Annotated in this window: 19 protein-coding genes; 17 read left to right on the forward strand and 2 right to left on the reverse strand. The window is 55.9% G+C overall.

Annotated features, from left to right (window positions below):
• Nucleotides 1-6 precede the first annotated feature (6 nt).
• The 3 genes from ACYVAC_RS14490 (at nucleotide 7) to ACYVAC_RS14500 (ending at nucleotide 3,596) form a co-directional block, all read left to right on the forward strand.
• Nucleotides 7-435, forward strand: coding sequence for a VOC family protein (locus ACYVAC_RS14490; RefSeq protein WP_461098414.1), 429 nt, complete (start codon nucleotides 7-9; stop codon nucleotides 433-435).
• Nucleotides 436-719: 284 nt separating this feature from the next.
• The gene (locus ACYVAC_RS14495; protein ID WP_461098415.1) at nucleotides 720-2,267 is read left to right on the forward strand and encodes a sensor histidine kinase; all 1,548 of its coding nucleotides are present in this window, start codon (nucleotides 720-722) and stop codon (nucleotides 2,265-2,267) included.
• Between the two features lie 129 nt (nucleotides 2,268-2,396).
• Nucleotides 2,397-3,596, forward strand: a complete 1,200-nt coding sequence (locus ACYVAC_RS14500; RefSeq protein WP_461098416.1) for a glycosyltransferase family 1 protein — start codon at nucleotides 2,397-2,399, stop codon at nucleotides 3,594-3,596.
• Between the two features lie 42 nt (nucleotides 3,597-3,638).
• On the opposite strand, the gene ACYVAC_RS14505 is transcribed toward ACYVAC_RS14500, so the two are convergent.
• Nucleotides 3,639-5,201: an NFACT RNA binding domain-containing protein gene (locus tag ACYVAC_RS14505; RefSeq protein ID WP_461098417.1), complete on the reverse strand. Its 1,563-nt coding sequence runs from the start codon at nucleotides 5,199-5,201 to the stop codon at nucleotides 3,639-3,641.
• Between the two features lie 351 nt (nucleotides 5,202-5,552).
• Here ACYVAC_RS14505 and ACYVAC_RS14510 point away from each other — a divergent pair, with 351 nt between their 5' ends.
• The 11 genes from ACYVAC_RS14510 (at nucleotide 5,553) to ACYVAC_RS14560 (ending at nucleotide 19,651) form a co-directional block, all read left to right on the forward strand.
• The gene (locus ACYVAC_RS14510) at nucleotides 5,553-8,798 is read left to right on the forward strand and encodes a SusC/RagA family TonB-linked outer membrane protein (RefSeq protein ID WP_461098418.1); all 3,246 of its coding nucleotides are present in this window, start codon (nucleotides 5,553-5,555) and stop codon (nucleotides 8,796-8,798) included.
• Between the two features lie 106 nt (nucleotides 8,799-8,904).
• On the forward strand, nucleotides 8,905-10,599 hold the full coding sequence (locus ACYVAC_RS14515; RefSeq protein WP_461098785.1) for a RagB/SusD family nutrient uptake outer membrane protein: 1,695 nt from the start codon (nucleotides 8,905-8,907) through the stop codon (nucleotides 10,597-10,599).
• Nucleotides 10,600-10,950: 351 nt separating this feature from the next.
• Entirely contained in the window at nucleotides 10,951-14,241 is a 3,291-nt protein-coding gene (locus ACYVAC_RS14520) for a SusC/RagA family TonB-linked outer membrane protein (protein WP_461098419.1), read from the forward strand.
• A gap of 76 nt (nucleotides 14,242-14,317) precedes the next feature.
• Nucleotides 14,318-16,069 (forward strand): RagB/SusD family nutrient uptake outer membrane protein, encoded by a 1,752-nt coding sequence (locus ACYVAC_RS14525; protein ID WP_461098421.1) that lies wholly within the window; start codon nucleotides 14,318-14,320, stop codon nucleotides 16,067-16,069.
• A gap of 111 nt (nucleotides 16,070-16,180) precedes the next feature.
• Complete coding sequence (locus tag ACYVAC_RS14530) at nucleotides 16,181-16,363, forward strand: hypothetical protein (RefSeq protein WP_461098422.1); 183 nt, start codon at nucleotides 16,181-16,183, stop codon at nucleotides 16,361-16,363.
• 44 nt (nucleotides 16,364-16,407) lie between these two features.
• Nucleotides 16,408-16,698 carry a hypothetical protein gene (locus ACYVAC_RS14535; RefSeq protein ID WP_461098424.1) on the forward strand — a complete coding sequence of 97 codons (291 nt, stop codon included), beginning with the start codon at nucleotides 16,408-16,410 and terminating at the stop codon, nucleotides 16,696-16,698.
• Nucleotides 16,699-16,813: 115 nt separating this feature from the next.
• Entirely contained in the window at nucleotides 16,814-17,380 is a 567-nt protein-coding gene (locus ACYVAC_RS14540) for an RNA polymerase sigma factor (protein ID WP_461098426.1), read from the forward strand.
• A gap of 16 nt (nucleotides 17,381-17,396) precedes the next feature.
• Nucleotides 17,397-18,410, forward strand: a complete 1,014-nt coding sequence (locus ACYVAC_RS14545; protein WP_461098428.1) for a S1C family serine protease — start codon at nucleotides 17,397-17,399, stop codon at nucleotides 18,408-18,410.
• Nucleotides 18,411-18,489: 79 nt separating this feature from the next.
• The gene (locus ACYVAC_RS14550) at nucleotides 18,490-18,837 is read left to right on the forward strand and encodes a hypothetical protein (RefSeq protein WP_461098429.1); all 348 of its coding nucleotides are present in this window, start codon (nucleotides 18,490-18,492) and stop codon (nucleotides 18,835-18,837) included.
• Nucleotides 18,838-18,959: 122 nt separating this feature from the next.
• A complete protein-coding gene (locus tag ACYVAC_RS14555) occupies nucleotides 18,960-19,208 on the forward strand; it encodes a MoaD/ThiS family protein (protein WP_461098430.1) in 249 nt (82 codons plus the stop codon).
• Nucleotides 19,209-19,240: 32 nt separating this feature from the next.
• Nucleotides 19,241-19,651: a molybdenum cofactor biosynthesis protein MoaE gene (locus tag ACYVAC_RS14560; protein WP_461098432.1), complete on the forward strand. Its 411-nt coding sequence runs from the start codon at nucleotides 19,241-19,243 to the stop codon at nucleotides 19,649-19,651.
• Nucleotides 19,652-19,655: 4 nt separating this feature from the next.
• On the opposite strand, the gene ACYVAC_RS14565 is transcribed toward ACYVAC_RS14560, so the two are convergent.
• On the reverse strand, nucleotides 19,656-20,783 hold the full coding sequence (locus ACYVAC_RS14565) for an endonuclease/exonuclease/phosphatase family protein (RefSeq protein WP_461098434.1): 1,128 nt from the start codon (nucleotides 20,781-20,783) through the stop codon (nucleotides 19,656-19,658).
• Between the two features lie 191 nt (nucleotides 20,784-20,974).
• On the opposite strand from ACYVAC_RS14565, the gene ACYVAC_RS14570 reads away from it, so the two are divergent.
• The 3 genes from ACYVAC_RS14570 to infB all read left to right on the forward strand — a co-directional run bounded on the left by ACYVAC_RS14570 (nucleotide 20,975) and on the right by infB (nucleotide 26,181).
• Nucleotides 20,975-21,484, forward strand: coding sequence for a ribosome maturation factor RimP (locus ACYVAC_RS14570; RefSeq protein ID WP_461098436.1), 510 nt, complete (start codon nucleotides 20,975-20,977; stop codon nucleotides 21,482-21,484).
• A 94-nt stretch (nucleotides 21,485-21,578) separates the two neighbouring features.
• The gene (gene nusA / locus ACYVAC_RS14575) at nucleotides 21,579-22,823 is read left to right on the forward strand and encodes a transcription termination factor NusA (RefSeq protein ID WP_461098438.1); all 1,245 of its coding nucleotides are present in this window, start codon (nucleotides 21,579-21,581) and stop codon (nucleotides 22,821-22,823) included.
• 154 nt (nucleotides 22,824-22,977) lie between these two features.
• Complete coding sequence (gene infB / locus ACYVAC_RS14580; RefSeq protein WP_461098440.1) at nucleotides 22,978-26,181, forward strand: translation initiation factor IF-2; 3,204 nt, start codon at nucleotides 22,978-22,980, stop codon at nucleotides 26,179-26,181.
• The last annotated feature ends 62 nt before the right edge of the window (nucleotides 26,182-26,243 follow it).

The following is a 26,243-nucleotide window of genomic DNA, read 5'->3' on the forward strand; positions in this document are numbered from 1 at the left end:
CGTTCTATGAAAAAACTCGTATGCCTGTTGCTGCTGGTATCAGCAACCGCTTTTGGCCAGACCAACCTGGGTATCGTTAAGTTCAACCACCTGGCCATTCATGTCAGCGATATTCCGACCAGCGCAGCCTTTTACCGTACGGTTCTGGGTCTCTCGCCCATTGCCGTGCCCGACAACCTGAAGGCGAGCCGGGCCTGGTTCGACCTGGGCAACGGCCAGATGATTCACCTGCTCGATGGTCGGCAGGCGCAGGTCAGCCATGATCGCAACGGCAGCCACTTCGCCCTGTTTGTTGCCGACATCGCCAAATCAGAAGCATTTCTGAAAGAAAAGAACATCAATTATCATAAGCAGGTACGCTTCGACGGGGTTGTTCAGCTGTATTTTCCCGATCCCGATGGCTACCTCTTCGAGCTGAACGAAGCCAAAAAATAAACACCCATCAACGGATTGCGGTTAGTTGATGCATAGAGCCGTCGGGTGACACTCGTTGCCCGACGGCTTTTTTGTTTTGTTCAGGCTTGAGTCGGCGCGCGGCACCAGTAACTGTGGCAGCGACCGATCAGCACTTTTTTTTCGGGATACGTGCTTTTTATACGAAACTTGCGACCGGGCATTTTACGTACACTTGTATAAGGAAGCCCGTTATTCCGTACCATCGTATGTCACTTGCTTTATCCCAATCAGTACCCGGCTCAACTGGCTTAATCACGCAATCCATGCCGGAATCTATGCCGCCATTCTGGGCCCCGGTTCTCGAACACAGTGTCGGTGGTCTGGTGGGTTTAACAGCTGTTCGGGCCAATGCCGACGGTACGGGCCCGATCATCAACTTTCGCTATCTGTTTCTGAACGCGGTTGCCCGACGCGACACACTGGGAAACCGACCCGACGCCAACCCGGCCATCGAGGGTGCCCTGTTCACCGATTATTTTCCCGACATCACTACCAGCGACCTCTGGCCTACGTATATCGATGTGGTCGAGCGTGGGCAGCCGCGTCGGCTCGAGCAGCATTATCAACTCGACGATCGCGACGTACACATCACCCAGTCGGTTTCGGCGTTCGGCGTCGATGGGTTGCTGCTGACCTATACCGAACCGAGCGATCTGCAGCAGATGACCCGCCGGCTGGCCAACCAGACCATCCTGCTCAACAGCGTGCTAAATTCGTCGCCCAATGGTATTTTGGTCTTTGAGGCCGTTCGCGACCGGCAGCAGCACATCACAAATTTTCAGATTACCCTGACCAACCGGCAGTTTGTCGACCTGACTGGTTGTGTCGATACGCCGTTCATCGGCCAGCTGGTAACCGATATCTACCCGCTTACGCCCGAACGTTTTGCCACGCTGCGGCAACTGGTCGAATCGGGGGGCAGTGTTCAGTTTGACGAGTACATTGGCCCGATCAACCGCTGGCTATCCATTTCGCTGACCACGCTGAACGATGGTTTTGTGGCTACCGTGCAGGACATAACGGCTGACCGGCAGATGCGCACTCAGCTCGAAAAAACGGTTCAGGAACTCCACCGGTCGAACCAAAGCCTCGAGCAGTTTGCCTACATCGCCAGTCATGACCTGCAGGAACCGCTGCGCAAGATCCTGTCGTTTGGCGATATACTGACCAATCAGTATGCCAGTGAGCTGACCGACTCAGCAACGGATATCGTCCGGCGGATGCAGCACGCGGCCAGCCGGATGCAAACCCTGATCAGCGACCTGCTTGGCTATGCCCGCGTCTCGGGCTCGAGTGTAGCCTTCGCCCCCGTCGACCTGAACCGCCTGCTGGCCCAGATCATCGACGACCTCGAGATGGCCATCGAAGACCGACGGGCCATTGTTCGGGTTGGCCACCTGCCTACCATTACGGGCGATGCCCGCCTGCTGCAGCAGCTGTTCCAGAACCTGATGAGCAACGCGCTGAAATTTCAGCCTACCCATTTAGCCAGCCACATCCCCTGCATCGAGATCAGCGGGCAGGAGATTTCGGCGGCTGAGTTGCCCGAAACCGTTGCGGCATCGCTCAATCCGCAGCCCTACAAACGATACGCGCTGCTGACGGTGGCCGACAATGGAATTGGCTTCGACGAGCAATATCTCGACCGGATTTTCACCATTTTCCAGCGGCTCCACGGCCGATCGCACTATACCGGAACGGGCATGGGCCTGGCCATCTGCCGAAAAGTAGCCGACATCCACGGCGGCACGATTACGGCCACCAGTGCCGATGGTCAGGGAGCCACCTTCAGCCTCTATATGCCCTGTTAATCCATTCACTCAGATATTGGGTCGGGGAATAAACTTTTGCGCGGACGTACAGGTTCTGAGAAAGCCGGTTCAGCATTTTGTTGGTTATTGGTGAACGAACCTGTGCCTCTATCTCTCTCTACTTAACGTATGTCTAACACTGACTCGACTCCCGTGTCTGCAAACACGGCGTTTTCTGCTGAACTACCCGACCAACATCACACTGCCGGGCCCGAGGCCGGTACCACCTCCGACCTGCTTTGTTTTTCCCACCTTCGGTGGAACTTCGTCTACCAGCGCCCCCAGCATCTGTTGAGCCGCGCAGCCCGCGATTATCGGGTCTGGTTTCTGGAAGAGCCCGTCTGGTCTGACAAAACTGAACTGGTTTCGTATCAGCCCGTCGAAGGCGTCACGGTACTCGTTCCGCACATTCCGCATCATACGCCGGGCCACGAGGCCATCGTACTGCAGCGTCAACTGCTCGACAACTTTCTGGCCGAGCGGCAGCTGACCAACTTTGTGGCCTGGTACTACACCCCGATGGCCCTGCTGTTCAGCGATCACCTGATGCCCGGGCTCACCGTTTATGACTGCATGGACGAACTGTCGGCATTCTGGGGTGCCCCCCCGCAACTGCTGCAGCAGGAGCAACGGCTTATCGATCGGGCTGCGCTGGTTTTCACGGGGGGTATCAGCCTGTACGAAGCGAAGCGAAATCGCCATCCGCAGGTGTTTGCGTTCCCGAGCAGTATCGATTTTAACCACTTTTCGGCAGCCCGGACGTCGCTTACCGACCCGGCCGATCAGGCTGGTATCGCCCGCCCCCGTATCGGTTTCAGTGGGGTGATCGATGAGCGGTTCGATCATCAGCTCATGCGGACGCTGGCCGATCAGCATCCCGACTGGCAGTTTATTCTGCTGGGCCCTATCGTCAAGATCGACCCGGCTCTGCTGCCCCACGGTCCCAATGTGCACTATCTGGGTATGAAATCGTACCGCGACCTGCCGGCTTATTTCAGTAACTGGGATGTGGCCATGCTGCCCTTCGCACTCAACCAGTCGACGCGCTACATCAGCCCAACCAAAACGCCTGAGTATCTGGCAGCGCATCTGCCCGTTGTATCGACCCCTATCCGCGATGTCGTTCGGACCTACGGAAATCCCGATTTCGTGCAGATTGCCGATAATGCCGAAGCGTTTGGTCAGGCGATCGAGGTAGCCCTGTCGGGTCGTCATCCCGACAAGTGGGCCGAAATCGATGCTTTCCTGACCGAAAATTCCTGGGATCATACCTGGAACGATATGAACCGGCTTATTCAGGCTAACCTGAAGCTGGCCATCGAGCAATAACCAGATAACAAAGCAGGTCGGCTATGAAGCCGACCTGCTTTGTTATTCGCCCCGGGGCACAACCATCACCACACTTTCCTTCTCAACAATCACCTGCCCTTCGGCCAGCCCTTTGGGCTTACGCACAAATTTCTTGGGAGTCACGGTAACGGGGCACAGGCTGTCGGTTCGGCGTTTGGAGTACCAGGCAGCCAGTTCGGCCGCTCGCTCGATCACGTTGCGCGGAAATGGTTTTCCTGCCCGATGTTTGATCAGTACGTGCGAGCCGGCCACATCGCGGGCGTGCAGCCAGAGGTCTTCCTTGTAGGCATGGCGTTGCGTCAGCAGGTCATTGTTACGGGCATTTCGCCCAATCAGAATCCGGAAGCCGTCCACGGTCAGTTCCTTAAATAATTGCGCTTCGTCTTCATTGCCCCCTTTTGCGTCGGTAAGACCCAGCTGCTTTACCAGTTTGCGCAGTTCTTTCAGGCTCTGTGTGGCTTCGATAGCCATGCGTTGCTGCGCCAGCTGAACCAGTTCGGCTTCGCGACCGGCAACCTGATCGGTCAGGTACTGTTCTTCGATCGCTTCGTTTTTTGCTTTCCGGTAGAAGTTCTCTGCATTGCGCTGGGGCGACAACTCCGGCTTGAGTTTTATCGTAACCGGCTGATCCCGGTAGAAGTCGTATAGGGTAACCCGTTCAGGTGATAACATACCCGCCTGCGGCACAATGTCGTGCAGGTTCGCCATCAGGATATGTCCCAGCTGCTCGTGACCAACGCCCGACTCACGGGCCATCAACCGCTGCATGTTCGCTTCGATCAGAGCTTCGGCCCGCTTCCGGCGTTTCTCCAGAACTCGTAGCCAGTTGCCCTTTTCCCGATCAAAAACGTCGAGACCGTTAAAGCCAACGTAGAATCGGTTGGCGGCTTCGAGCGGATCCGTCGTTTCGCGCTGAATGTCGCCCACAGGTAACAGGCTGAGGGCGGGTTGATGCTGCCAGCGGGTAATGTAGTACTGACCGGCTTCGAGCTGGTTCAGCGTCTGTTCAATAAGAGGCCACTGATCGGGCGTAGCGGGATCGCGCCGACTCGACACCCACTCATTCACCAGCTTACCGAACGTCGGAAACAACGGGCGGTGATCATAGCCAGCCTGTACGTAGGCCGCATACGACTGATCGATGGGGCGGTCGAACTGATCGAGCCGCAACTGCCAGTCGGCTTCGAGCCGATGGTTAAAGACATCGGCCACGGTATTGCCGGAAAAGGCCAGCAGATTAGGCCGGTTGCCGAAAAATTTGAAAACCAGCGTCAGGTCATCGTCCAGAGAGATGGCCAGGCAGCGCTCGTTCAGAAACGAACGCACCCCCGTCACGAGCCGGCCGGGGCGGTTGGCCGCAGGGGCAGCCGTGTCGCCGGCCAGTTCCGGGTCAATCTCGGTCAGTTCCGTAAACAGATCGACACTGTTAGTACGGGCGCGATGCACCGATTCCGGAAAAAACAACCCGGAGAAGTCGGGCCGAAGCGTTGCTTTCAGGTAAAAGGGTTTATAGTAACTCAATGGGCCACGAGCCTCCGCAAACACCAGTACCACTTCGTCCCTATCCTGGCTAAAACAAGCCATAAAACGCAGACCCTTAATTTTTTTGGCAAGTACTGGCGCAAGCTGCCGGAGAAAATAATAATTCGTGTGCATCATAGACCCCAAAAGTACGGCTTTTATGACCACATGACGAGAATGCGTATATATACTCATTTATCCACGAAACCAGTCACAGAATCACCATTCAGTTAAAATAAAGCCAGCGTTATTAAAATACAGTCAGAGAAGCTCAATATGTATTTATAAATAATCAAATATTTATTGTAACTCTATAGTTTTTGTAGAAGTAATATATAATTATCCGCCCTTGATTTATCATCATTCCTAGTTAATTTTGACTTGATTACTTGTTCCTAAACCAATCCTTATTGTATGAAACACGCATTACGCAGCCTCACACCAGTTTTTCTGGTTGGTATGTTTATGCTGCTTGGTTCGCTTATTACTCAGGCGCAGGACCGTCGTATAACCGGTAAAATTACGGGTGTCGATGGACCTGTGCCGGGTGCCAACGTAGTACTGAAGGGTACGCAGACGGGTACCTCAACCGATGCCGACGGTAATTTCAGCTTACCGCTGCGCGGTAACAATCCGGTGCTGGTTATCTCAGCCATTGGTTTCAAAACGCGTGAAATGCCGGTGAATGGTCAGACCAGCCTGACCATTCAGATGGAAGACGATGCCACCGCCCTGAACGAAGTTGTTGTAACGGGTTATACCACAGATGATCGCCGAACCACGACGGGCGCCGTCTCGACCGTGAACGCCAAAGCCCTGCAGATTACTCCCTCGGGTAACGTAGAGCAGCAGCTACAGGGCCGGGTATCGGGGCTTACCGTTATTTCGAACGGGCAGCCCGGCACCACCAGCCAGGTGCGGGTACGGGGTTTTGGCGCGTTTGGTGGTAACGCACCTCTCTATGTAGTGGATGGCGTACCGGTTGCCTCGACCGACTTCCTGGCTCCCGACGACATTGCCACGACGACGGTACTGAAAGACGCAGCTTCGGCTTCGATCTACGGAGCCCGGGCCGCCAGTGGCGTTATCGTTTATACGACCAAGAAAGGCTCGCGGGGCAACCGCCGGCTATCGGTAGCCTACGATGGGCAACTGGGCGTAACGGATCCGGGCCGGGGTCAGGAAATGCTGAATCCTACCGAATTTGCACAGTGGACCTGGCAGCAGTTCCGCAACACGGCGTTCCAGAACGGCACGGCGCCAACCTTCAGCCACCCACAATTTGGTACGGGGTCAACGCCGGTCATTCCCGATTACATTAACGTAGGTGGTCGGTCTGGCGTGGTTGGTACGGTTGACCTGGCCGCTGAACGGGCCAAGTATAACGTCGACCCTACCCTTGGCTCCATCTATCAAGTCGTTCGGGCCAACAAAGAAGGCACAGACTGGTACAAAGCCATTACCCGCAACGCCCTGTTGCAGCGGCACTCGCTGAGCTTCTCGGGCGGTACCGAATCGAGCCGTTACTACATCAGCTTCAGCGCACAGAATCAGGCGGGCATCCTGAAGTATAACGACTTCAAGCGGTACACCTTCCGGGCTAACTCGGAGTTCGATCTGTCGAAACGCGTTCGTTTTGGCCAGAACCTGCAGTTCACCTACCGGTCGGTTCTCGGTCAGGGTGGTGCCAGCGGTGGTTCGGGTGTAGCCGCCGATGAGAACTCGATTCTGGGTGCCTTCCGGATGCCGTCGATCATCCCGATCTACGACGAATTCGGTGGATACGCCGGTACGGCCGCCAAAGGCTTCAATAACCCCCGCAACCCGGTGGCTGAACGCGATAACCTGCGCAACAACCAGGATTTCAACGTCAACGGCTTCGGTAACATTTATCTGGAGTATGACCCCATCGACAACCTGACGCTGCGCAGCAGCCTGGGTGGGCAGTACAACAACTACTACGGTGTGGGTTACAGCCGCCTGCAGTACGAGAACTCGGAAAACAACTCCAGCTTCGGCTTCAACGAGTACAGCGGCTATCAGTTCGGCTGGGTGCTGACCAACACGGCGAACTACAAGCGCCGGTTCGGTCTGCACAATGTAGACGTACTGGTTGGTCAGGAAGCGCTCAACACGGGCTTTGGCCGCAACATGAACGGCTCGGGTCTGAACCCCTTCTCGACCGACCCCAACTACATCAACCTCTCGACGGTATCGCCAACGGGTCGGGTCGTAGGCAGCGGCAACTTCAAAGGGGTTAACTTCTACTCGCTGTTCGGCCGGGTCAACTACGTTTTCAACGATAAGTACATCGTGACAGGGGTAATCCGGCGCGACGGTTCGAGCCGCTTCGGGGCCAACAACCGCTACGGGGTATTCCCCGCCGGTTCGGCTGCCTGGCGCATCTCGTCGGAAAACTTCATGAAAAACCTGCCCTGGGTTACGGATCTGAAAATCCGTGGTGGCTACGGGATCATGGGTAACTCCAACAACGTTGACCCCAACAACCAGTTCAGCCTCTACGCGGCCAGCCTGGGCAACTCGGCTTACGACATCAACGGCACCAACTCCAGCACCGTCGATGGCTACTACCGCTCGCGGATCGGTAACCCCGATGCCAAATGGGAAACCAGCGTTACCTCAAACATCGGTTTCGATGGCTCGTTCTTCAACGGCCGCCTGGACGTTATTCTGGACATCTGGCGCAAAGACACCAAAGACCTGCTGTTTGCCGTACCCGTTGCCGACGTAATTGGTACCTATGCAGCCGCTCCGTCGGTAAACATCGGTAAGATGCGCAACCAGGGGATCGACCTGCAGATTGGCACGCGGGGCAAAATCGGCAGTGAGGTTGGCTATGATGCAACGATCACGGGTAGCCTGCTGAAAAACGAAATCGTGTATCTGGCGCCAAACCTGACGTACCTCACCACGGTGAACCCGGCCTTCCGTGGCATCAACCCGATCCGCAACCAGTTGGGCTACTCGATCTCCTCGTTCTACGGTTACCAGACGCTGGGTCTGTTCCAGAACAAAGCGGAAGTCGACGCGGCTCCCAAGCAGGACGGTGCCGCACCGGGTCGTTTCCGGTTTGCCGACATCAATGGCGATGGCAAGATCACGGCCGACGACCGGACATACCTGGGTAGCCCGGTACCGAAATTCACGGGTGGTCTGAACCTGCAGTTCACCTACAAAGGCTTCGACATCAATACCTACGCCTACGCGTCGGTTGGCAACAAAATTTTCAACATGTCGAAGTGGTTCACCGATTTCTATCCCTCGTTCGCCGGGGCAGCTATCAGCTCCCGGGTGCGTAACTCCTGGACGCCCGAAAATCCCGGTGGCAGTGTCCCCATTTTCGAAGCGGCCTCGAACTTCAGCACCAACACCCAGTCGAACTCGTACTACGTAGAAGACGGGTCGTACTTCCGGCTGCAGAACCTGTCGATCGGTTACAACGTCCCCACACCCGTTATCAACCGGCTCAAACTGCAGCGGGTGCGGGTATTTGTTTCGACGAACAACCTGTTCACGATCACCAAATACCAGGGTCTCGACCCAAGCGTAGGTGGTTCGGCTGATACCAACTTCGGTATCGACGTGGGTAACTACCCTATTACGCGCAGCTTCACCGGTGGTCTTAGCATTGGTTTCTAATCTGTTCTGATGAGTCGGGGCAAGTTTCGGCTTCCCCGGCTCCTTACCCTTAGATCGTTTTATGAAAACCCTGAATAAATTTCTGTTTACCAGTGCCAGCGTAGCCATGACGCTGGCGGCATTCTCCTGCCAGGACAAGTTTCTGGAAGTACCCGTAACGGGTCAGTTGAGTGGTCTCCAACTCTCATCGAAAGCGGGGATCGAAGGCTCCCTTATCTCGGCCTATTCGATCCTGAACGGCCGGGGCGACCGGCTGGCTTCGTCGTCGAACTGGGTGTGGGGCGGCATTCGCGGGGGCGACGCCAACAAAGGCACGGACCCCGGTGACTTCTCGACGATCAACCCCATTCAGCGTTTCGAGACAATTTCGACGGGCGACGTGGGTGGAACCTGGCAACGAAAGTACGAAGGCATCAGCCGGGCCAACGCCACGCTGCGCCTGCTGGCTACGGCCGGCTCCGACGTGTCGGCTAGCGACAAAGCCCGGATCGGTGCTGAAGCCCGTTTCCTGCGTGGCTATTATTATTTCGAACTGAAGCGCCTGTACAACAACACGCCTTACGTTGACGAGACTGTTGATTACGGCACGGGTATCGAAAAAGTAGGAAACAATGTTGACCTGTACCCAAAAATTGAAGCCGACATAAAGGCGGCTTACGATGCACTGCCCGAAACTCAGAGCTCGGTAGGCCGGGTCAACAAATGGGCAGCTGCAGCCATGCTGGCCAAGGTGTATATGTACCAGAAGAAGTATTCCGAAGCCAAGGGGCTCTTCGATCTGATCATCGCCAACGGTAAAACCGCTGGGGGCAAAAAATACGGGCTGGTCCCCAAATATGCCGACATCTTCCGGGCGTCGAACGACAACAACGAAGAATCGGTATTTGCGATCCAGGCAGCTGCGAACACGGGTAGCGTGAACAACGCCAACCCCGAGTTCGACCTGAACTATCCGTACAACACCGGCCCGAACGGTCCGGGAAACTGCTGCGGTTTCAACCAGCCTAGCTTCGAGTACGTAAACGCATTCCGCACCAACGCCAACGGGCTGCCCCTGCTCGATGGCTCGTACAATACGGGCAGCAATCAGGTGAAAAATGACATGGGCATTCTGTCGAAAGATGCCTTTACACCCGATGGCGGCAACCTCGACCCACGGCTCGACCATGCCGTTGGACGGCGGGGCATTCCGTACCTCGACTGGCAGGATTTCCCCGGTGCCGACTGGATTCGGAACCAGCCTAACGGTGGCCCCTATGCGCCCAAGAAGTTTATCTACTACAAATCAGATCGCGGTTCGCTTCAGGACAACAGCTCCTGGACGCCGGGCTACACCGCCCTCAACTTCCCGATCGTTCGTTTCGCCGACGTACTGCTGATGGCTGCAGAGGCCGAGATCGAAGTGGGTTCGCTGAGCAAAGCACTGGAATACACCAATATGGTTCGGAAACGGGCTGCCAACCCCAGCGGTTTTGTGCAGAAAGATGGCAAGCCTGCTGCCAACTACGTGATCAGCGAATATCCGGCTTCGGTATTTGCGTCGAAAGAGTCGGCCCGTACGGCTGTGCGGTTCGAGCGCCGGCTTGAACTGGGCGATGAGGGGCACCGCTTCTTCGACCTGGTTCGCTGGGGTACGGCCGCCACAACCCTCAACGACTACCTGAAGTATGAGGGAACCAAGCTGCCAACCACGCTGGGTGGCGCTACGTTCAAACCAAATCGCGATGAGTACCTGCCCATTCCGCAGGCACAGATCGACCTGCAGGGTAAAAACGTACTGGTACAGAACCCGGGCTACTAGCTGAATCGGCCTTTTAGTGTAAAAATTACCCGAAGGGGGAGCCAGCCGGCTCCCCCTTTTTGCTGCTCCCCTTACCAGTTAGTCAATAAAGTGTCAAAATGACGCACAATACAGTCAAAAAAAGTGAACCAATAAATACCTACTAATCATATAGGAAATAGCTGATAATCAGACCCATTACCATAAGTAAAATTTGGTATTTATACTCAATAATTGTACTTATTAAAGTTTAACCCTTGAATTTTAATCCAAATCACGCATTGGTATATAACAAAACAGATATAATATTTGCAGAAATAATGATTTTCATTGTTTACTTCTACATTTTCTAAATCCTTTTCTACAACCTTTATGGGAACATCTTTCTACAGGTCACTGCAGACAGGTTTGCTGTCGGCAGTTATTCTGTTATGGAGCCTTGCTGCTTCTGCTCAGGACCGTCGACTGACGGGGAAAGTTACCAGCACCGATGGGCCGGTACCCGGCGCCAACGTCGTTTTGAAAGGTACACAGACGGGTACATCGACTGATGCCGACGGTAATTTTAGCTTACCGCTGCGTGGTACGAACCCGATCATTGTAATCTCCGCTATTGGGTACAAGACCCAGGAGCAGGCGATTGGCAATCAGTCGACCGTGACGGTCAACATGGCCGAAGACGCCACCGCACTCAGCGAAGTAGTCGTTACGGGTTATTCGACGGAAAACCGTCGGGAAACCACCGGCGCCGTTTCGACCGTGAAACCAGCCCAGCTTAAGGCCGTTCCGTCGACCAACGTGGAGCAGCAGCTGCAGGGCCGCGTTTCGGGCGTAACGGTTATCACCAACGGCCAGCCCGGCACCTCGAGCCAAGTTCGGGTACGCGGCTTCGGTTCGTTTGGGGGTAACCAACCCCTCTACGTGGTCGATGGCGTACCGACCCAAAGCATCCAGTACATTGCCCCCGACGACATCGAAACCACCACGGTACTGAAAGATGCCGCAGCGGCTTCGGTCTACGGTGCGCGGGCGGCATCGGGTGTGATTGTTCTGACCACCAAAAAAGGACAGCGTCGGGCTCAGAAACTGAGCATTACCTACGATGGCCTGTATGGTGTGACCGATCCGGGAAAAGGCCAAAAAATCCTGAATCCGCAGGAGCAGGCCGACTGGACCTGGCAGGCACGTCGGAACGACATCTATCAGGCGGGTGGCACGGTTGGCCCCGACAGCTTCACCGGGATTGCCGGTGGTCAGTATGGCTCGGGCCAAACACCTGTATTACCCGACTACCTGCTGGTAGGCACGCGCTCGGGCGTTTCAGCCTCGTCAGTTGACCTGGCCGCCGAACGACTCAAGTACAACATCAACCCGGCTAACGGCGCTATCTACAACGTGATTCCGGCCAACAAGCAGGGCACCGACTGGTACGGCGCAATCACCCGCGTAGCGCCCCTGATGCGGCATACGCTGGGTTTCTCGGGCGGTACCGAATCGAGCCGGTATTACCTGAGTCTGGGTATGCAGCAGCAGGCCGGTATCATCACCAACAACAACTTCTCGCGGTATACCCTGCGGGCTAATACGGAGTTCGACATTACCAAGAAACTGCGCTTCGGAGAGAACATTCAGCTGGCTTATGTATCAACAACCGGCTTGCAGGGCAGTACCGGTAACGCACTGGGGAACGGCACCAACAACAACTCCAGCGTTGCGTTCGACGAGAACGACATCCTGCTGGCGTTCCGGATGGCCCCCATCGTACCCGTTTACAACTCCTTTGGTGGGTATGCAGGCACCGCGGCACCAGGCTTCAACAATGCCCGGAACCCGGTTGCTAACCGGCAGGGAGCAGCCAATAACCTCAACTACAATCTGTATGTGTTTGGCAACGCGTATCTGGAGTACGATGTAATTCCAGACCTGACGCTTCGCAGCAGCCTGGGCGGTACGTACTTCGCCAACTACAACAACGCCTACAACCGGTCGCAGTACGAGAACTCGGAGAACAACACGAACTTCGTGTACAACGAAGGCGCCAACGTTGGTCTGGCCTGGACGTTTACCAACACGGCGCAGTACAAGCGCAAGTTTGGCATCCACGACATCAGCGTACTGGCGGGTATCGAAGCACTCAATACCGGCAGCGGCCGTGGTATCAGCGGTTCGGGTCTGAATCCGTTCACGACCGACCCGAACTACGTAACAATCGGTACGACAACGCCCGGTTCGACACGGCAGGTAAACAGCTACTACGGCCTGGGCAATAACTTCTTCTCGGTATTTGGTCAGGCACGTTATACCCTGCTCGACAAGTACATCGTGACGGGTGTGGTTCGGCGCGACGGTTCGTCGCAGTTCGGTGCCAACAACCGCTACGGGGTGTTCCCGGCCTTCTCGGCTGCCTGGCGCCTGTCGTCGGAAGAGTTCATGAAGAATCTGCCCTGGGTGTCGGACCTCAAAATCCGCGGTGGCTACGGTACCATGGGTAACTCCAACTATTTGAGCTCGACCAACCAGTTCAACCTCTTCGGATCGAACGCGGCAAACAGCTACGATATCGCCGGCGCAAACACCTCGGTACAGGCCGGTTACTACCGCTCGCAGATTGGTAACCCCGATGCCAAGTGGGAAACCAGCGTTACCTCGAACATCGGTATCGACGGTGCCTTCTTCAACAACCGACTGGAGGTAGTACTCGATTTCTGGCAGAAAAACACCAAAGATCTGCTCTACCCGCTGGCACTGCCCGGCGTAGTGGGCGTACGGGCCAATGCGCCTTACGTGAACGTTGCCAGCATGCGCAACAAAGGTGTCGACCTGCTGGTCACGACCCGGGGTAAAGTAACGGGCGATCTGGACTACGAAGTAACGGCAATCGGTAGCGTGCTCGACAACAAAATCACGGCCATTGCCCCCTCGGTGCCTTACTTCCAGGCCAACGGCCAACGGCTGAGCACGCCCGTTATCCGGAACCAGCCCGGCCATGACCTCTCGTCGTTCTACGGCTACAAAGTAATCGGCCTGTTCAACTCGAAGGAAGAAGTAGCCGGTGCTCCCACCCAGAGTGGTGCCGCTCCGGGCCGCTTCCGCTACGCCGACCTGAACAACGATGGACAGATCAATGACGACGATCGTACGTTCCTGGGTAGCCCCATTCCGAAGTTCACCGGTAGCATCACGCTGACGCTGAAGTACAAAGGATTCGATCTGAACACCAACCTGTACGCGTCGCTGGGCAACAAGATCTTCAACAACTCGAAGTGGTACACCGACTTCTATCCTTCGTTCCCAGGAGCAGCCGTCAGCGCACGGGTGAAAAACTCGTGGTTGCCGACCAATACGAATACGTCGGTCCCCATTTTCGAAAACGCATCGAACTTCAGCACCAACACGCAGGCCAACTCCTATTACGTTGAAAATGGTTCGTTCGGCCGGATGCAGTACCTGACGCTGGGCTATACCTTCCCGTCGGCCATGCTGAACCGGGTCAACCTGAACCGGCTGCGCCTGTCACTGTCGGCTACCAACCTGTTCACCATCACCAAATACTCGGGTCTCGATCCGGCCGTTGGTGGTTCGGCTGACTCCAACTTTGGTATCGACATCGGTAACTACCCCGTTACCCGTGGCTACAACGTTGGTCTGAGCTTCGGTTTCTAATGCTTTCAACCCGGCAGGGCGTATTCGTCCTGCCGGAACCAATACTCTGTATTCTATACTTTTAGAAAACTTCATTATGAACAATCATTTGCTGAAAGGCGTAGCAGTAACGGCGTTTGTAACGCTGGCTACGCTGGCCTGTAAAGACAAATTTCTGGATGTACCGGCAACGGGCCAGCTGGCCAGCAACCAGCTGACATCCAAAGCAGGTCTGGAGGGCGTACTGCTCTCGTCCTACGCACAGCTCAACGGCCGTGGCTTCTCGCGGGCTACCAGTTCGTATAACTGGGTGCGGGGTAGCGTGTCGGGGGGCGATGCCAACAAAGGCTCCAACTCGGGCGATGCGGGCGGTAACAGTAACTTCACCACGTTCCAGCGCTTCGAACTACTGCCAACCAACGGCGACGTGAACGACAAATGGAACGGTATGTACGAAGGGATCAGCCGGGCCAATGCCGTGCTGCGTACGCTGCCTACGGCCTCTGCCGACGTATCGGACGCCGATAAGAAGCGCATCTCGGCCGAAGCTCGTTTCCTGCGTGCCCACTACTATTTCGAACTGAAGCGCTCATTCAACATGGTACCATACGTCGATGAAACCGTCGACTACGGTACAGGGATCGAGAAAATCCCGAACAACGTTGATATCTGGCCGAAGATCGAAGCCGATTTCAAATACGCCCAGGACAACCTGCCCGAAACGCAGGCATCCGTAGGTCGGGCCAACAAATGGGCCGCAGCGGCTTATCTGGCTAAGACCTACATGTACGAGAAAAAGTATGCTGAAGCGAAAGCCCTGTTCGATCAGGTTATTGCCAATGGTGTAACAACCGGCGGTAAGAAATACGGGCTGGCGGCCGACTATACCGATGTGTTCAACGCGGCCAAAGACAACAGCGAGGAAACGGTTTTTGCGATTCAGGCGGCCGTAAACACGGGCGACGTGGCAAACTCGGCGCAGGAGCTGGACCTCAACTTCCCCTACAACACGGGTTCGAACGGTCCGGCTGGCTGCTGCGGTTTCTTCGCGCCCAGCTTCGAACTGGCCAACTCGTTCCGCACCAACGCCAATGGGCTGCCCCTGCTCGATGGTTCGTATAACAGCGCAGCCAACGAACTGAAAAACGACCAGGGTATTGCCTCCAACGCGGCTTTCACGCCCGACGCTGGCCCGGTTGATCCACGGCTCGACTGGTCGATTGGTCGCCGGGGTATCCCCTACCTCGACTGGCAGGTTCACCCCGGCCTCGACTGGATTCGCGACCAGAGCTTTGCCGGCCCTTACTCGCCCAAAAAGTTTATCTTTTACAAGTCGCAGGACAAAACGCTCACCGACGGCAGTTCGTGGACGGATGGCTATTCGGCCATCAACTACAACATCATTCGCTTTGCTGATGTGCTGCTGATGGCGGCCGAAGCCGAGATCGAAGTGGGTAGTCTCGAAACCGCCCGCACCTACATCAACCGCGTGCGGACCCGGGCAGCCAACGCCAACGCATTCGTGAAAACGACGGATGGTAAGCTGGCCGCCAACTACGTGATCAAAACCTACGGAACTGCCTTCGCCGGTAAGGATGAAGCCCGGGCGGCCGTTCGTTTCGAACGTAAACTCGAGCTATCGGGCGAAGGGCACCGCTTCTACGACCTGGTTCGCTGGGGCACGGCCTCGGCCGAGCTGACCAAGTTCCTGGCCTACGAATCGCAGAAACTGCCAGGTGGCTATAGTGGTGCCAAGTTTACGGCCGGCAAGGATGAATACATGCCAATTCCGCAAACCCAGATCGATTATCAGGGTAAGTCGGTTCTGACCCAGAACCCCGGCTACTAAGAAACCCTATTCTCTGTAACGAAGCCCGGTGCGCCTGCGTACCGGGCTTCGTTGTGTCTGAACAAACCCCGATTCCTGACGTTGTTGATACAGATAAAACCCTGGATAACCATGAGCAAAGGAGCCCCCCAGCCCACTGTCCGCGATACCGCCGACGATACCAAAAAGCACGAGCTGAATACAAACCTGCCCGACGAAAATCAGGGTAAAACAGCCCGCGGCAAGCACAAGAGCAAGCAGAGCACGGAAGATGAGCACGATGCAACGGGCTCGGTCGACAAAGACGACGAATAGACCGACGCAGTCGGCCGAAAAACAAAAGGCTCACTGACGCGTCAGTGAGCCTTTTTTACGTGTATAGCGTTGTCGGTAAAAGTACCGGCAGTTGTGCCTTAGTCGATTACTTCGCGCTATCAGCCGACATCATCGTCGAAGCCGAATCCGTAGCCATCGTCGAAGCCGAATCCGTAGCCATCGTCGAGGCCGAATCAGCGCTCATCGTGGTCGTGGTGGTCGTTTCGGTGGTTTCGGTCTTTTTCGAACAAGCGGTCGTCAGGGCGATCATGGCCATGAAAAAGAAGGCAGATTTCGTGATTGCTTTCATAGTTTTGACGGGGTATTTTGTTTAAGTGAAAGATTCAATGTCGCTGTTAATACGGCGGAGCCGAAAAGGTAACCCAACATTTTTTAACTTTTTTTTGGGTTACGTTTTACCAGCTGCCGTATTAACCAATACGCAACAGAATGAAGGAAAGCAGACGGGCCGGGTTGACCGACGAAGAGTTGCTGGCGGGCTTGGCCGAGGGGTCTGATACGGCGCTCGAACAGCTCTACCGGCACTATTTTCCGATGGTGCTTCACTTCGTCACCAGCAACAGCGGCAGCGAAGACGACGCCAAGGATATTTATCAGGAAGCCCTGATTGTTGTATATGAGAAATTGCGGGCGGGTTCGCTCGACCTGCATTGCCAGCTCAAGACCTACCTCTACTCGGTGGGGCGACGGCTGTGGCTCAAGCAACTGGCTTATCAGGGCCGCTTTATGATCAGCGACACCGAACAGCCGGTCGCTGTCGATAGCGACCTGGCCGAACACGAAGAGCGCGACCGGCAGTTCGACCTGATGGGCGATTCGCTGGATCGACTGGGGGAACCCTGCCGAACGCTGCTCGAAGATTTTTACATCCGGCATCTGTCGATGCAGGCCATAACCGACAAGTTCGGGTACACCAACGCCGACAATGCCAAGACCCAGAAGTATAAGTGCCTGATGCGGCTGAAACGCTTGTTTTTTGCCGAATACAAACCATAGTATCCACCATACGACGATGGAAAATAACGAGGAACAGGAAATAGAACAGTTGCTGCGCGCCTACGGCGACCGGGTCAACATGCGCCGTAAGCTGGCCCGCGCTCAGTTGTCGATCGACATGAATCAGGTCCGGCAGGAAGCTGCCAACTACCAGCGCGACGCTGCGCAGTGGGGTCAGATGCGATCGCTGTGGCATACTTACCGCACCACGCTGGCCGTGGCCGCGTCGGTAGCCGTGGTTACAACCTTCAGTTCGATTTTCCTGTACCGCTCGTATCAGCAAAGCCATCAGCAGCAGCAGCAACAATACAGCCTGCTGAGTAAGGAAATTCAGGCTGTTAAATCCTCGCAGCGCAAACTTCAGAGCGATCTCGATGGGCGTATGCGCAGCGTGTCGTCGGCGCAGGTGGCCGGTACCGGTTTTCTGCTCACCAACGATGGCTACCTCGTAACCAGCAACCACATCGTGCGCGATGCCGATTCGGTCTACGTACAGAGTCAGCGGGGCAACGTCTATAAAGCGCGGGTGGTACACAACGATCAGGCACATGACCTGGCAATCCTGCAACTGTGCGATGACAGTTCGTTTCGGCCATCGGCTACGATTCCCTATAGTTTCGATGTCAGGGCATCCGACCTGGGCGAGCGAGTATACACCCTGGGGTACCCCCGCGACGAAATCGTGTATGGCGAAGGCTATCTGAGTTCGGCAACGGGCTATCAGGGCGATTCGACAGCCTACCAGGTGGCCATTGGAGTAAATCCCGGCAACTCAGGCGGTCCGCTGCTGGATGAGAAAGGCAACATCATCGGCATCATCAGCGGTAAGCAGACAACGGCCGAGGGCGTGACCTTTGCCATTAAGACAAACTACCTGCTGCAGGCCGTTGGTGCGATCCCGACTGATTCGTTGAAAGGCCAGCCCCTGCGACTCAATCGCCGGAGTACGCTGTCGAATTTGCCCCGCAAGCAACAGATCAAAAAAACCATGGCCTGCGTGTATCAGGTCAGCGTGTTCAAGCATCGGTAACGCCCATTGCGTATAGTGGGTAAACATTCTGGGCGGACGGTGGTTTCTGGAGTAGATAATCCCTGAAATCACAGACGCAATGAAAAAGTTAATGATGCTGGCCATGCTGGTGGCCGCTACTGTAGCCGGTGCTTCGGCTCAGAGTACCGGACAGAACGCCAAAGAAACCGCCAAACAGGCAGGCCGCACGGCCGGTGCTGCCGTCGATAAGGCCGGTCGCGAAACCAAGAAAGCCGGTCGTAAAGTGGCCAATGCCGCCGAAAACACCGCTGATGACGTTAAAGCTGGCTCGAAAAAAGCAGCCCGCAAGGTATCGACGGCCGCTAAAAACACCAAGGAAGACGTAAAAGACGGCACGAACAGGGCCCTTAACAAAGCCGATCGCGGTATGAAAAAGGCCGAACGTAAGCTGGACAACTCGCGGTAGTCGTTTTTAGATACCCCTTTCAGGTAAAGCCACAATCGACCGATGGTGGCTTTGCTGTTAGTACCCCTTCCCCACGCCGGCTCTGGCTGGTATAGCAAGCGGCAATCGCTTATTTTTGACAGATGAATCTACCCGCTTCCATCCTGCTGTTTGGTATTGCCCGCGATCTGACGGGACAGTCGGTTCTGACGGTACCACTGCCGGCCGGGGCCCGCGTGAGCGATCTGCTGCAGCTGGTCAACCAGCAGTACCCCGACTTGGGCCGCATCCGCGCCATGATGGTAGCCGTCAATGGTGCCTATGCCGAAGCCGATCAGGTATTGAATCAGACCGACGAAATCGCGCTCATCCCGCCCGTCAGTGGGGGCTAATCTGCTTTTCTTACCGTCTTATCCGCTTTTGTATGATTACCCTCACCGACGAGCCCATTGATGTGGCCTCGGCCCTTACGCATCTGCAAACCGGCCAGGCAGGTGCCCTTGATTTTTTTCTGGGCGTCGTGCGCGACAATACCCAGACCCGCGCTGTCGACCACCTCGAATACGAAGCCTACGACCGCATGGCGATCAGCGAAATGCAGAAAATTGCCGATGAGGCCTGTACCCGCTGGCCAGTGCTGAAATACACCATTATCCACCGCAAGGGTACCCTGGCCATTGGCGACATTGCCGTCCTGATTGGCGTTGCCACAGCTCACCGCGCCGATTCGTTCGATGCCTGCCGGTATATTATCGATACCATCAAGCAAACGGTGCCGATCTGGAAAAAAGAAATCTTTACCGATGGCGAAGTCTGGGTGAACGCCCATCCGTGAGGGCTTACCGGACACGCTTGCCGGGCAGTTGATAGGTGCCAGCAATTGGGTAATGGTCGGAATAGCGGACCGTATTCAGCGTCTCGAAATTGAGTACCGGCAGGCGGGGATCGTGAAACTGGTGGTCGATCCGAATAAAGCCCGGCGCCCGGTTATAGGTAAAACCAAAGCCCCGCCCTTCACCTTCGAAACTGTTGGGAAGCAGCCGACGCATGTGCTCGTAGACGACACTGTAGGGCGTATCGTTATGATCGCCGGTTACCAGCACCGGAAACTCGCTTTCCATTACGTGCCGTTCTACCTGGCGTACCTGCTCAGCCCGCATAATGAAGCCCTGCCGCAGCGCACTCAACACGCCCCGGGTTTCATGCTTTACGCCCGTTATTTCCTGCTGTTTCAGCACCTTCCCTACCCGGATACCCATCGAGTGCAGGTGCACATTAATGACCCGAATGGTATCGTTCCCTACCTTGATGTTGGCCCAGAGTATGCCGTTGTCGCCCGAGAAATGGGCGTGATCGGAGTTAATGATCGGGTATCGGGAGTAAATAGCCATGCCCACATTCCCGTTGGGTTTCCGGGTGCCTTCCGGAAATAAAACAATGGAGTAGGTATAGCCTGCGGCCTTCATACGACCCACAAAGTCATTTCCCGGCCCGTCGGTAATATTGACCACTTCCTGCAGGCATTTGATGGGCGCGTCGTAGCCGATCACATAATCGACGGCGTCTTTTACCAGGGGCAGGCGGGTGGCATCGTCGTAACGCGAATCGACGTTGAACGACTGTACATTATAACTAAACAGTTTAACCGTTGGGCCGGCGGCTACCGTTGGCGTATGCCAGACAAAGGTCCGGTTCTGGAGCATCACCACCCCGACCAGCACGACCAGTCCCGACAGCAGGGCACGCCAGGGCCGGTAAAACAACCAGACGATGCTGCACAGCAGGTTGAACACCCATACGACCGGAATCGAAATCATAATCATACCAGCCAGCCAGTGCTCGATGAAGAGCGAGCGCAGCAGCCAGTAGGCCAGCAGCGTGTAGAACGCCAGCAGCATGTTGACCGACCAAAACAGCGACCGAACCCAGAAGGCAAAAAACTGAACAATCCCGAAACCCTTCGACATGATAGCAACCAGCAGACTGTGCGCCCCTGCGCACGAGGCCAAAAATAAGGCTTCGGGCCCACATACCCGCTCAGGCGTCTGAAAACAGCACTTGCAGATCGCTGAAAAGCAACGTATCTTTGCCACGCAAATACCGTATGGCAATGAGTAAAAAAAGGGAGTCGGACTCCCTTTTTTGTTAGCCCTACATTATGGACGACAAAGCACGCATCACCGAATTATTGCACCCTTACCTGAACAACGATCAATTCTACATCGTTGATATTCAGGTAGCTGGCCGCCGGGGTGGCCGACTAAAAGTAACGTTACTGCTCGACAGCGACGAAGGCATCAGCATCGACGAATGTGCCGACATCAGCCGCCGGCTGGGTACCCAGATGGATGAGCAAAACTTCTTTGGCGACGCTCCCTTTACGCTCGAAGTATCGTCTCCGGGCGTCGATTTCCCGCTCACGTTTGCCCGCCAGTACGTTCGTAATGTGGGACGACAGCTGGCGGTGACCCTGACCGACGACAGTCTGCAGCGCGGAACGCTGGTCTCGGCCGACGATGCCGGCATCGTGCTCGACATTGTGCCCGAAGTCCGGTCGAAAACCCGTCAGAAGAAAGATGCCGAAGCGGGTATCGTTCCGCTGAGCGGCCCTACTCCGTTCGCGTACGGACAAATCAAGAAAGCGCACGTAGAAATAGTATTCAAGTAAGTTTGCCCGTTCCGGTTTCCGATAGCCGGCAGCGACCCTAAGGTTGGCTGCCCGCCAGCGCACCGACGCAAACCATAAACTGCCAACAAGAGCGATGACCAGTGGATTATTGATCGAATCGTTTGCCGATTTCGCCCGGTCGAAAAATATTGACCGGCCAACTATGATTGCCATCCTGGAAGAAGTCTTCCGGACGATGATTCGCAAGAAGTACGGCACCGATGAAAATTTCGACGTTATCATCAACGCCGAGAGCGGTGACCTCGAGATGTGGCGTACCCGGGAGATTGTCGATGATGAGTCGGAAGATATCTGGGATTACGATAAAATTCCGCTCGCCGAAGCCCGCAAAATTCAGGACGACTTTGAGGTCGGTGAGCAGGTGGCCGAAGAAGTAAAGCTCGAAGACTTTGGTCGTCGGGTGGTGCAGACCGCGCGCCAGACCCTGATCCAGCGGATCAAGGACATGGAGAAAGAACTCCTGTATCAGAAATACAAAGATCAGGTGGGCGACCTGGTGGGGGCCGAAGTGTATCAGATGCTGAAACACGAAATTATTCTGGTCGACCCGGAAGGCAACGAACTGAGTTTACCCCGTACCGAGCAGATCCCGAAAGATCGCTACCGCAAGGGCGATGCCGTCAAAGCGGTTATCAGCCGGGTCGATATGCTCAACGGTACGCCTAAAATTGTTTTGTCGCGCACCTCACCTGTCTTTCTCGAGCGGCTCTTCGAAATCGAAGTACCCGAAATTTACGACGGTCTCATCTCGATCCGCAAGATCGTACGGGAGCCGGGCGAACGGGCTAAGGTAGCCGTTGAGTCGTACGACGATCGCATCGATCCGGTTGGCGCCTGCGTCGGCATGAAAGGCTCACGTATCCATGGCATTGTGCGTGAACTGGGCAACGAGAATATCGACGTAATCAACTACACCGAAAACCTCGAACTGCTCATTACCCGGGCGTTGAGCCCGGCCAAGGTCAGCTCCATGACCATCGACCGCGACAACAAACGGGTATCAGTGTTCCTGAAGCCCGACCAGGTGTCGCTTGCTATCGGCAAAGGGGGGCAAAACATCAAGCTGGCCGGCCGGCTGGTCGACATGGAGATCGATGTATTCCGCGAGAATGAAGGGCAGGAAGATGACGAAGACGTTGACCTGATGGAATTCTCCGACGAGATCGACGACTGGATGATCCAGGAACTGCGGAAAGTAGGGCTCGATACAGCCAAGAGTGTGCTGGCCCTGAGCCCCGAAGAGCTCATCCGCCGAACTGATCTGGAAGAAGATACCGTCACGGAAATTCTGAATATCCTGAAGCAGGAATTTGAATAGTCGCTCCAGCGCAAAAGTTGATCCGATCGGTTGGTCAGACCGATTAAACTGGTCGGATCAGCGCTCATTATTGAACGTATGGGATTTTTATTCCACTAACTCGTGTTCATACCATACCAGCAACCATTAAATTTGCCGAATATAGACCGATAACATGGCAGAAGATAAGTCAATGCGCCTAAGCCAAGTGGCAAAAGTTCTCAACCAGGCAGCCGCCCGAGTTGTAGAACGTCTGTCTGCCAAAGGGTTTAAGGTTGATAGTAATCCTAACACCAAAATCAACATGGAACAGTTGGAGGTGTTAGCGAAAGAGTATAAATCTACGGAACTCCTGAACGGAGCCCGTCGTACCGAAGCCCCTGCTCCGGTAGCCGATGCGCCCCGTCGTCAGGAGGAAGATGTCGTTTTGTACCGTCGTGATGACGTGCGCCGTCCGGCAACGGACACCAAAGTCGAAGCCCCTACCGCGGCTCCGGCACCCCAACCCAAGCCAGCCACGCCTGAAGTAGCGCCCACCGGCCTACCTGGTCTGACGGTGCTGGGTAAGATTGACCTGAATGCTCCCCGTCCGACGGCTCCTCAGCCGGCACCTGCCGCTAAAGCCCCGGTCGAACCAGTAGCCACACCACAACCGGCCCCTGAAGCCCCTAAACTGGCTGTCGAAACGCCGAAAGCAGCGCCCGTTCAGCCGACCCCGGCTGTTGAAGCGCCCAAGCCCGTTGTGGACGTGCCCAAACCGGCGCCTGTCGAAGCTAAACCAGCCCCCGTTCAGGCGGCTCCGGCTCAGCCCCAGGCAGCCGAACCGGCAAAACCGGCCCCGGCGCCTGCTCCCCAATCGGTAGCAGCGCAGGCAGCTCCGGCCCAGCCGGCGGCAGCGCCGAAACCAGCCGCTCCTGTTGCTGAGAAGCCAGCAATACCGGCGGTCGAAGCACCAAGGCCTGCCGCTGCACCCGCGGCTGAAACGACAGAACCAGCTGCCACCGGCGAAACGGAAACGATCCGGGCAGCCGGTAGTCACCAGCTGGGTGGTCTTAAAATTCTGGGTAAAATCGAACTGCCGGTCAACAACCCCCGGCAGGGCGGTGGCAGTAATGCCGATAAAAAGAAACGGAAACGAATCCGCGGTCGGGATGGCGTCGTTGGTGGCAGTGCGCCGGCAACGGGCGGTCAGTCGACAGGCGCGGGCAGCGTAACCGCCCGTACCGATCGTCCTGCCCGGGATGGGCAGGGTGGCGATCGGCCACCCCGCGACGGTAACCGGCCGGGCCAGCAAAACGGCACGTCGACAACGGCGCCGGCTGCCGGTCAGAGCGGTCCTAACGCCAACCGCGGTGGTCAGGGTGGCAACAACACCAATCGACCCGGTGGCAACACGGGCAACAATGCGAACCGGGGCGGCAACCGGGCGGGTGGCGGTAACAATGCCAACCGCGGTGGTCGCCGGGAAGCCCCTACCCAGGCCGACGTTCGGAAGTCGATTCAGCAAACGAACGCCCGGATGCAGGGCAACCAGCCTAACCGGGGTGCCGATCGCCGGCGCGACCGTCGGAGCCAGCGCGAGGAAGATCGCCGTCTGATGACCGAACAGGAGGAGCTGGAAGCAAAAACACTCAAAGTAACTGAGTTTGTATCGGCCAACGACCTGGCATCGCTCATGGACGTGTCGATCAACGAGGTAATTTCGGTCTGCCTCAGCCTGGGTATGTTCGTTTCGATCAACCAGCGCTTGGATGCCGAAGCGATCACAGTTATCGCCGATGAGTTTGGGTTCGACGTTCAGTTTATATCGGCCGAAGATGAAACAGAGGCCGGTGTCGACGTAGAAGCCGATGCCCCCGAAGATCTGCAGCCTCGTGCGCCGATCGTCACGATCATGGGTCACGTCGACCACGGTAAAACGTCGCTGCTGGATTATATCCGGCGCGCCAAAGTGGCCGCTGGTGAAGCCGGTGGTATCACGCAGCACATTGGTGCCTACAGCGTGAAGACCGCCGATGACCGGATGATCACTTTCCTCGATACACCGGGTCACGAAGCCTTTACGGCCATGCGGGCACGGGGTGCGAAAGTAACCGACGTCGTTATCATTGTGATTGCGGCCGACGATAGCGTGATGCCGCAGACGCGGGAAGCGATCAACCACGCTCAGGTGGCTGGTGTTCCCATCGTGTTTGCCTTCTCGAAAGTTGACAAGCCCGGTGCCGATGCGGAGAAAATCCGGACCGAACTGGCGTCGATGAACCTGCTCGTTGAAGAGTGGGGCGGTAAATACCAGGCCCAGGAGATTTCGTCGAAATCGGGTATGGGTGTCGACGAACTGCTCGAAAAAGTCCTGCTCGAAGCCGAACTGCTCGAACTGAAAGCCAACCCCGAACGTCGGGCGTTTGGTACGGTTATCGAAGCCTCGCTCGACAAAGGCCGGGGTTATGTCTCGACTGTACTGGTCGAAAACGGTACACTCCGCCAGGGCGATATTATGCTGGTAGGAGCTCACTACGGCCGCATCCGGGCCATGACCAACGACCGGGGCGAACGGATAAAGGAAGCTGGCCCGGCCAAACCGGTTCAGATTCTGGGTCTGCCCGGTGCACCGCAGGCGGGCGATAAGTTCAATGTGATGGAAACGGAGCGCGAAGCCCGTGAAATCGCGAACAAACGTGAGCAACTCCTGCGCGAACAGACGCTGCGTACCCGCAAACACATTACGCTCGAAGAAATCGGTCGCCGGAAAGCAATCGGTACCTTCAAAGAGCTGAACGTGATTGTGAAAGGTGACGTAGATGGTTCGGTCGAAGCCCTTTCGGATTCGCTGCTGCAACTCTCGACGGAAGAAGTTCAGGTCAACATTATCCACAAAGCGGTTGGTCAGATTTCAGAATCCGACATTCTGCTGGCTTCGGCATCCGACGCTGTCATTGTGGGCTTCCAGGTACGGCCATCGGCCAGCGCCCGGAAACTGGCCGAACAGGAACAAATCGAAATCCGTCTTTACTCGATTATTTACGACGCGATCAACGAGGTAAAAGACGCCATGGAAGGCCTGCTGGCTCCAACCGTGGAAGAAGTGATCGTGGGGAACATCGAAGTACGCGATGTCTTCAAGATCAGCAAGATCGGTACGGTTGCCGGCTGTTATGTTACGGAAGGCAACATCAAGCGGAACAATAAAATCCGGATCATCCGCGACTTCATCGTTATCCATACGGGCGAAATCAGTGCGCTGAAACGCTTCAAAGACGATGTAAACGAAGTGAAGTTTGGCTACGAATGTGGTCTGAGCATCAAAAACTTCAACGACATCGAAGTGGGCGACGTGATCGAAAGCTTCGAACTCAAGGAAGTAAAACGGACCCTTTAGTCCGCCGGATAAACAATAGGCTCCTTTCGCCCCGACTGTGTTTACAGTCGGGGCTTTTTTTG

The organism is Spirosoma luteolum (assembly GCF_054778875.1).

Bases quoted from the DNA above. Each gene is read 5' to 3' on its own strand.
- ACYVAC_RS14490 (WP_461098414.1), top strand. From the start codon at position 7: ATGAAAAAACTCGTATGCCTGTTGCTGCTGGTATCAGCAACCGCTTTT.
- ACYVAC_RS14495 (WP_461098415.1), top strand. From the start codon at position 720: ATGCCGGAATCTATGCCGCCATTCTGGGCCCCGGTTCTCGAACACAGT.
- ACYVAC_RS14500 (WP_461098416.1), top strand. From the start codon at position 2,397: ATGTCTAACACTGACTCGACTCCCGTGTCTGCAAACACGGCGTTTTCT.
- ACYVAC_RS14505 (WP_461098417.1), bottom strand. From the start codon at position 5,201: ATGGCTTGTTTTAGCCAGGATAGGGACGAAGTGGTACTGGTGTTTGCG.
- ACYVAC_RS14510 (WP_461098418.1), top strand. From the start codon at position 5,553: ATGAAACACGCATTACGCAGCCTCACACCAGTTTTTCTGGTTGGTATG.
- ACYVAC_RS14515 (WP_461098785.1), top strand. From the start codon at position 8,905: ATGACGCTGGCGGCATTCTCCTGCCAGGACAAGTTTCTGGAAGTACCC.
- ACYVAC_RS14520 (WP_461098419.1), top strand. From the start codon at position 10,951: ATGGGAACATCTTTCTACAGGTCACTGCAGACAGGTTTGCTGTCGGCA.
- ACYVAC_RS14525 (WP_461098421.1), top strand. From the start codon at position 14,318: ATGAACAATCATTTGCTGAAAGGCGTAGCAGTAACGGCGTTTGTAACG.
- ACYVAC_RS14530 (WP_461098422.1), top strand. From the start codon at position 16,181: ATGAGCAAAGGAGCCCCCCAGCCCACTGTCCGCGATACCGCCGACGAT.
- ACYVAC_RS14540 (WP_461098426.1), top strand. From the start codon at position 16,814: ATGAAGGAAAGCAGACGGGCCGGGTTGACCGACGAAGAGTTGCTGGCG.
- ACYVAC_RS14545 (WP_461098428.1), top strand. From the start codon at position 17,397: ATGGAAAATAACGAGGAACAGGAAATAGAACAGTTGCTGCGCGCCTAC.
- ACYVAC_RS14550 (WP_461098429.1), top strand. From the start codon at position 18,490: ATGAAAAAGTTAATGATGCTGGCCATGCTGGTGGCCGCTACTGTAGCC.
- ACYVAC_RS14555 (WP_461098430.1), top strand. From the start codon at position 18,960: ATGAATCTACCCGCTTCCATCCTGCTGTTTGGTATTGCCCGCGATCTG.
- ACYVAC_RS14560 (WP_461098432.1), top strand. From the start codon at position 19,241: ATGATTACCCTCACCGACGAGCCCATTGATGTGGCCTCGGCCCTTACG.
- ACYVAC_RS14565 (WP_461098434.1), bottom strand. From the start codon at position 20,783: ATGTCGAAGGGTTTCGGGATTGTTCAGTTTTTTGCCTTCTGGGTTCGG.
- ACYVAC_RS14570 (WP_461098436.1), top strand. From the start codon at position 20,975: ATGGACGACAAAGCACGCATCACCGAATTATTGCACCCTTACCTGAAC.
- nusA (WP_461098438.1), top strand. From the start codon at position 21,579: ATGACCAGTGGATTATTGATCGAATCGTTTGCCGATTTCGCCCGGTCG.
- infB (WP_461098440.1), top strand. From the start codon at position 22,978: ATGGCAGAAGATAAGTCAATGCGCCTAAGCCAAGTGGCAAAAGTTCTC.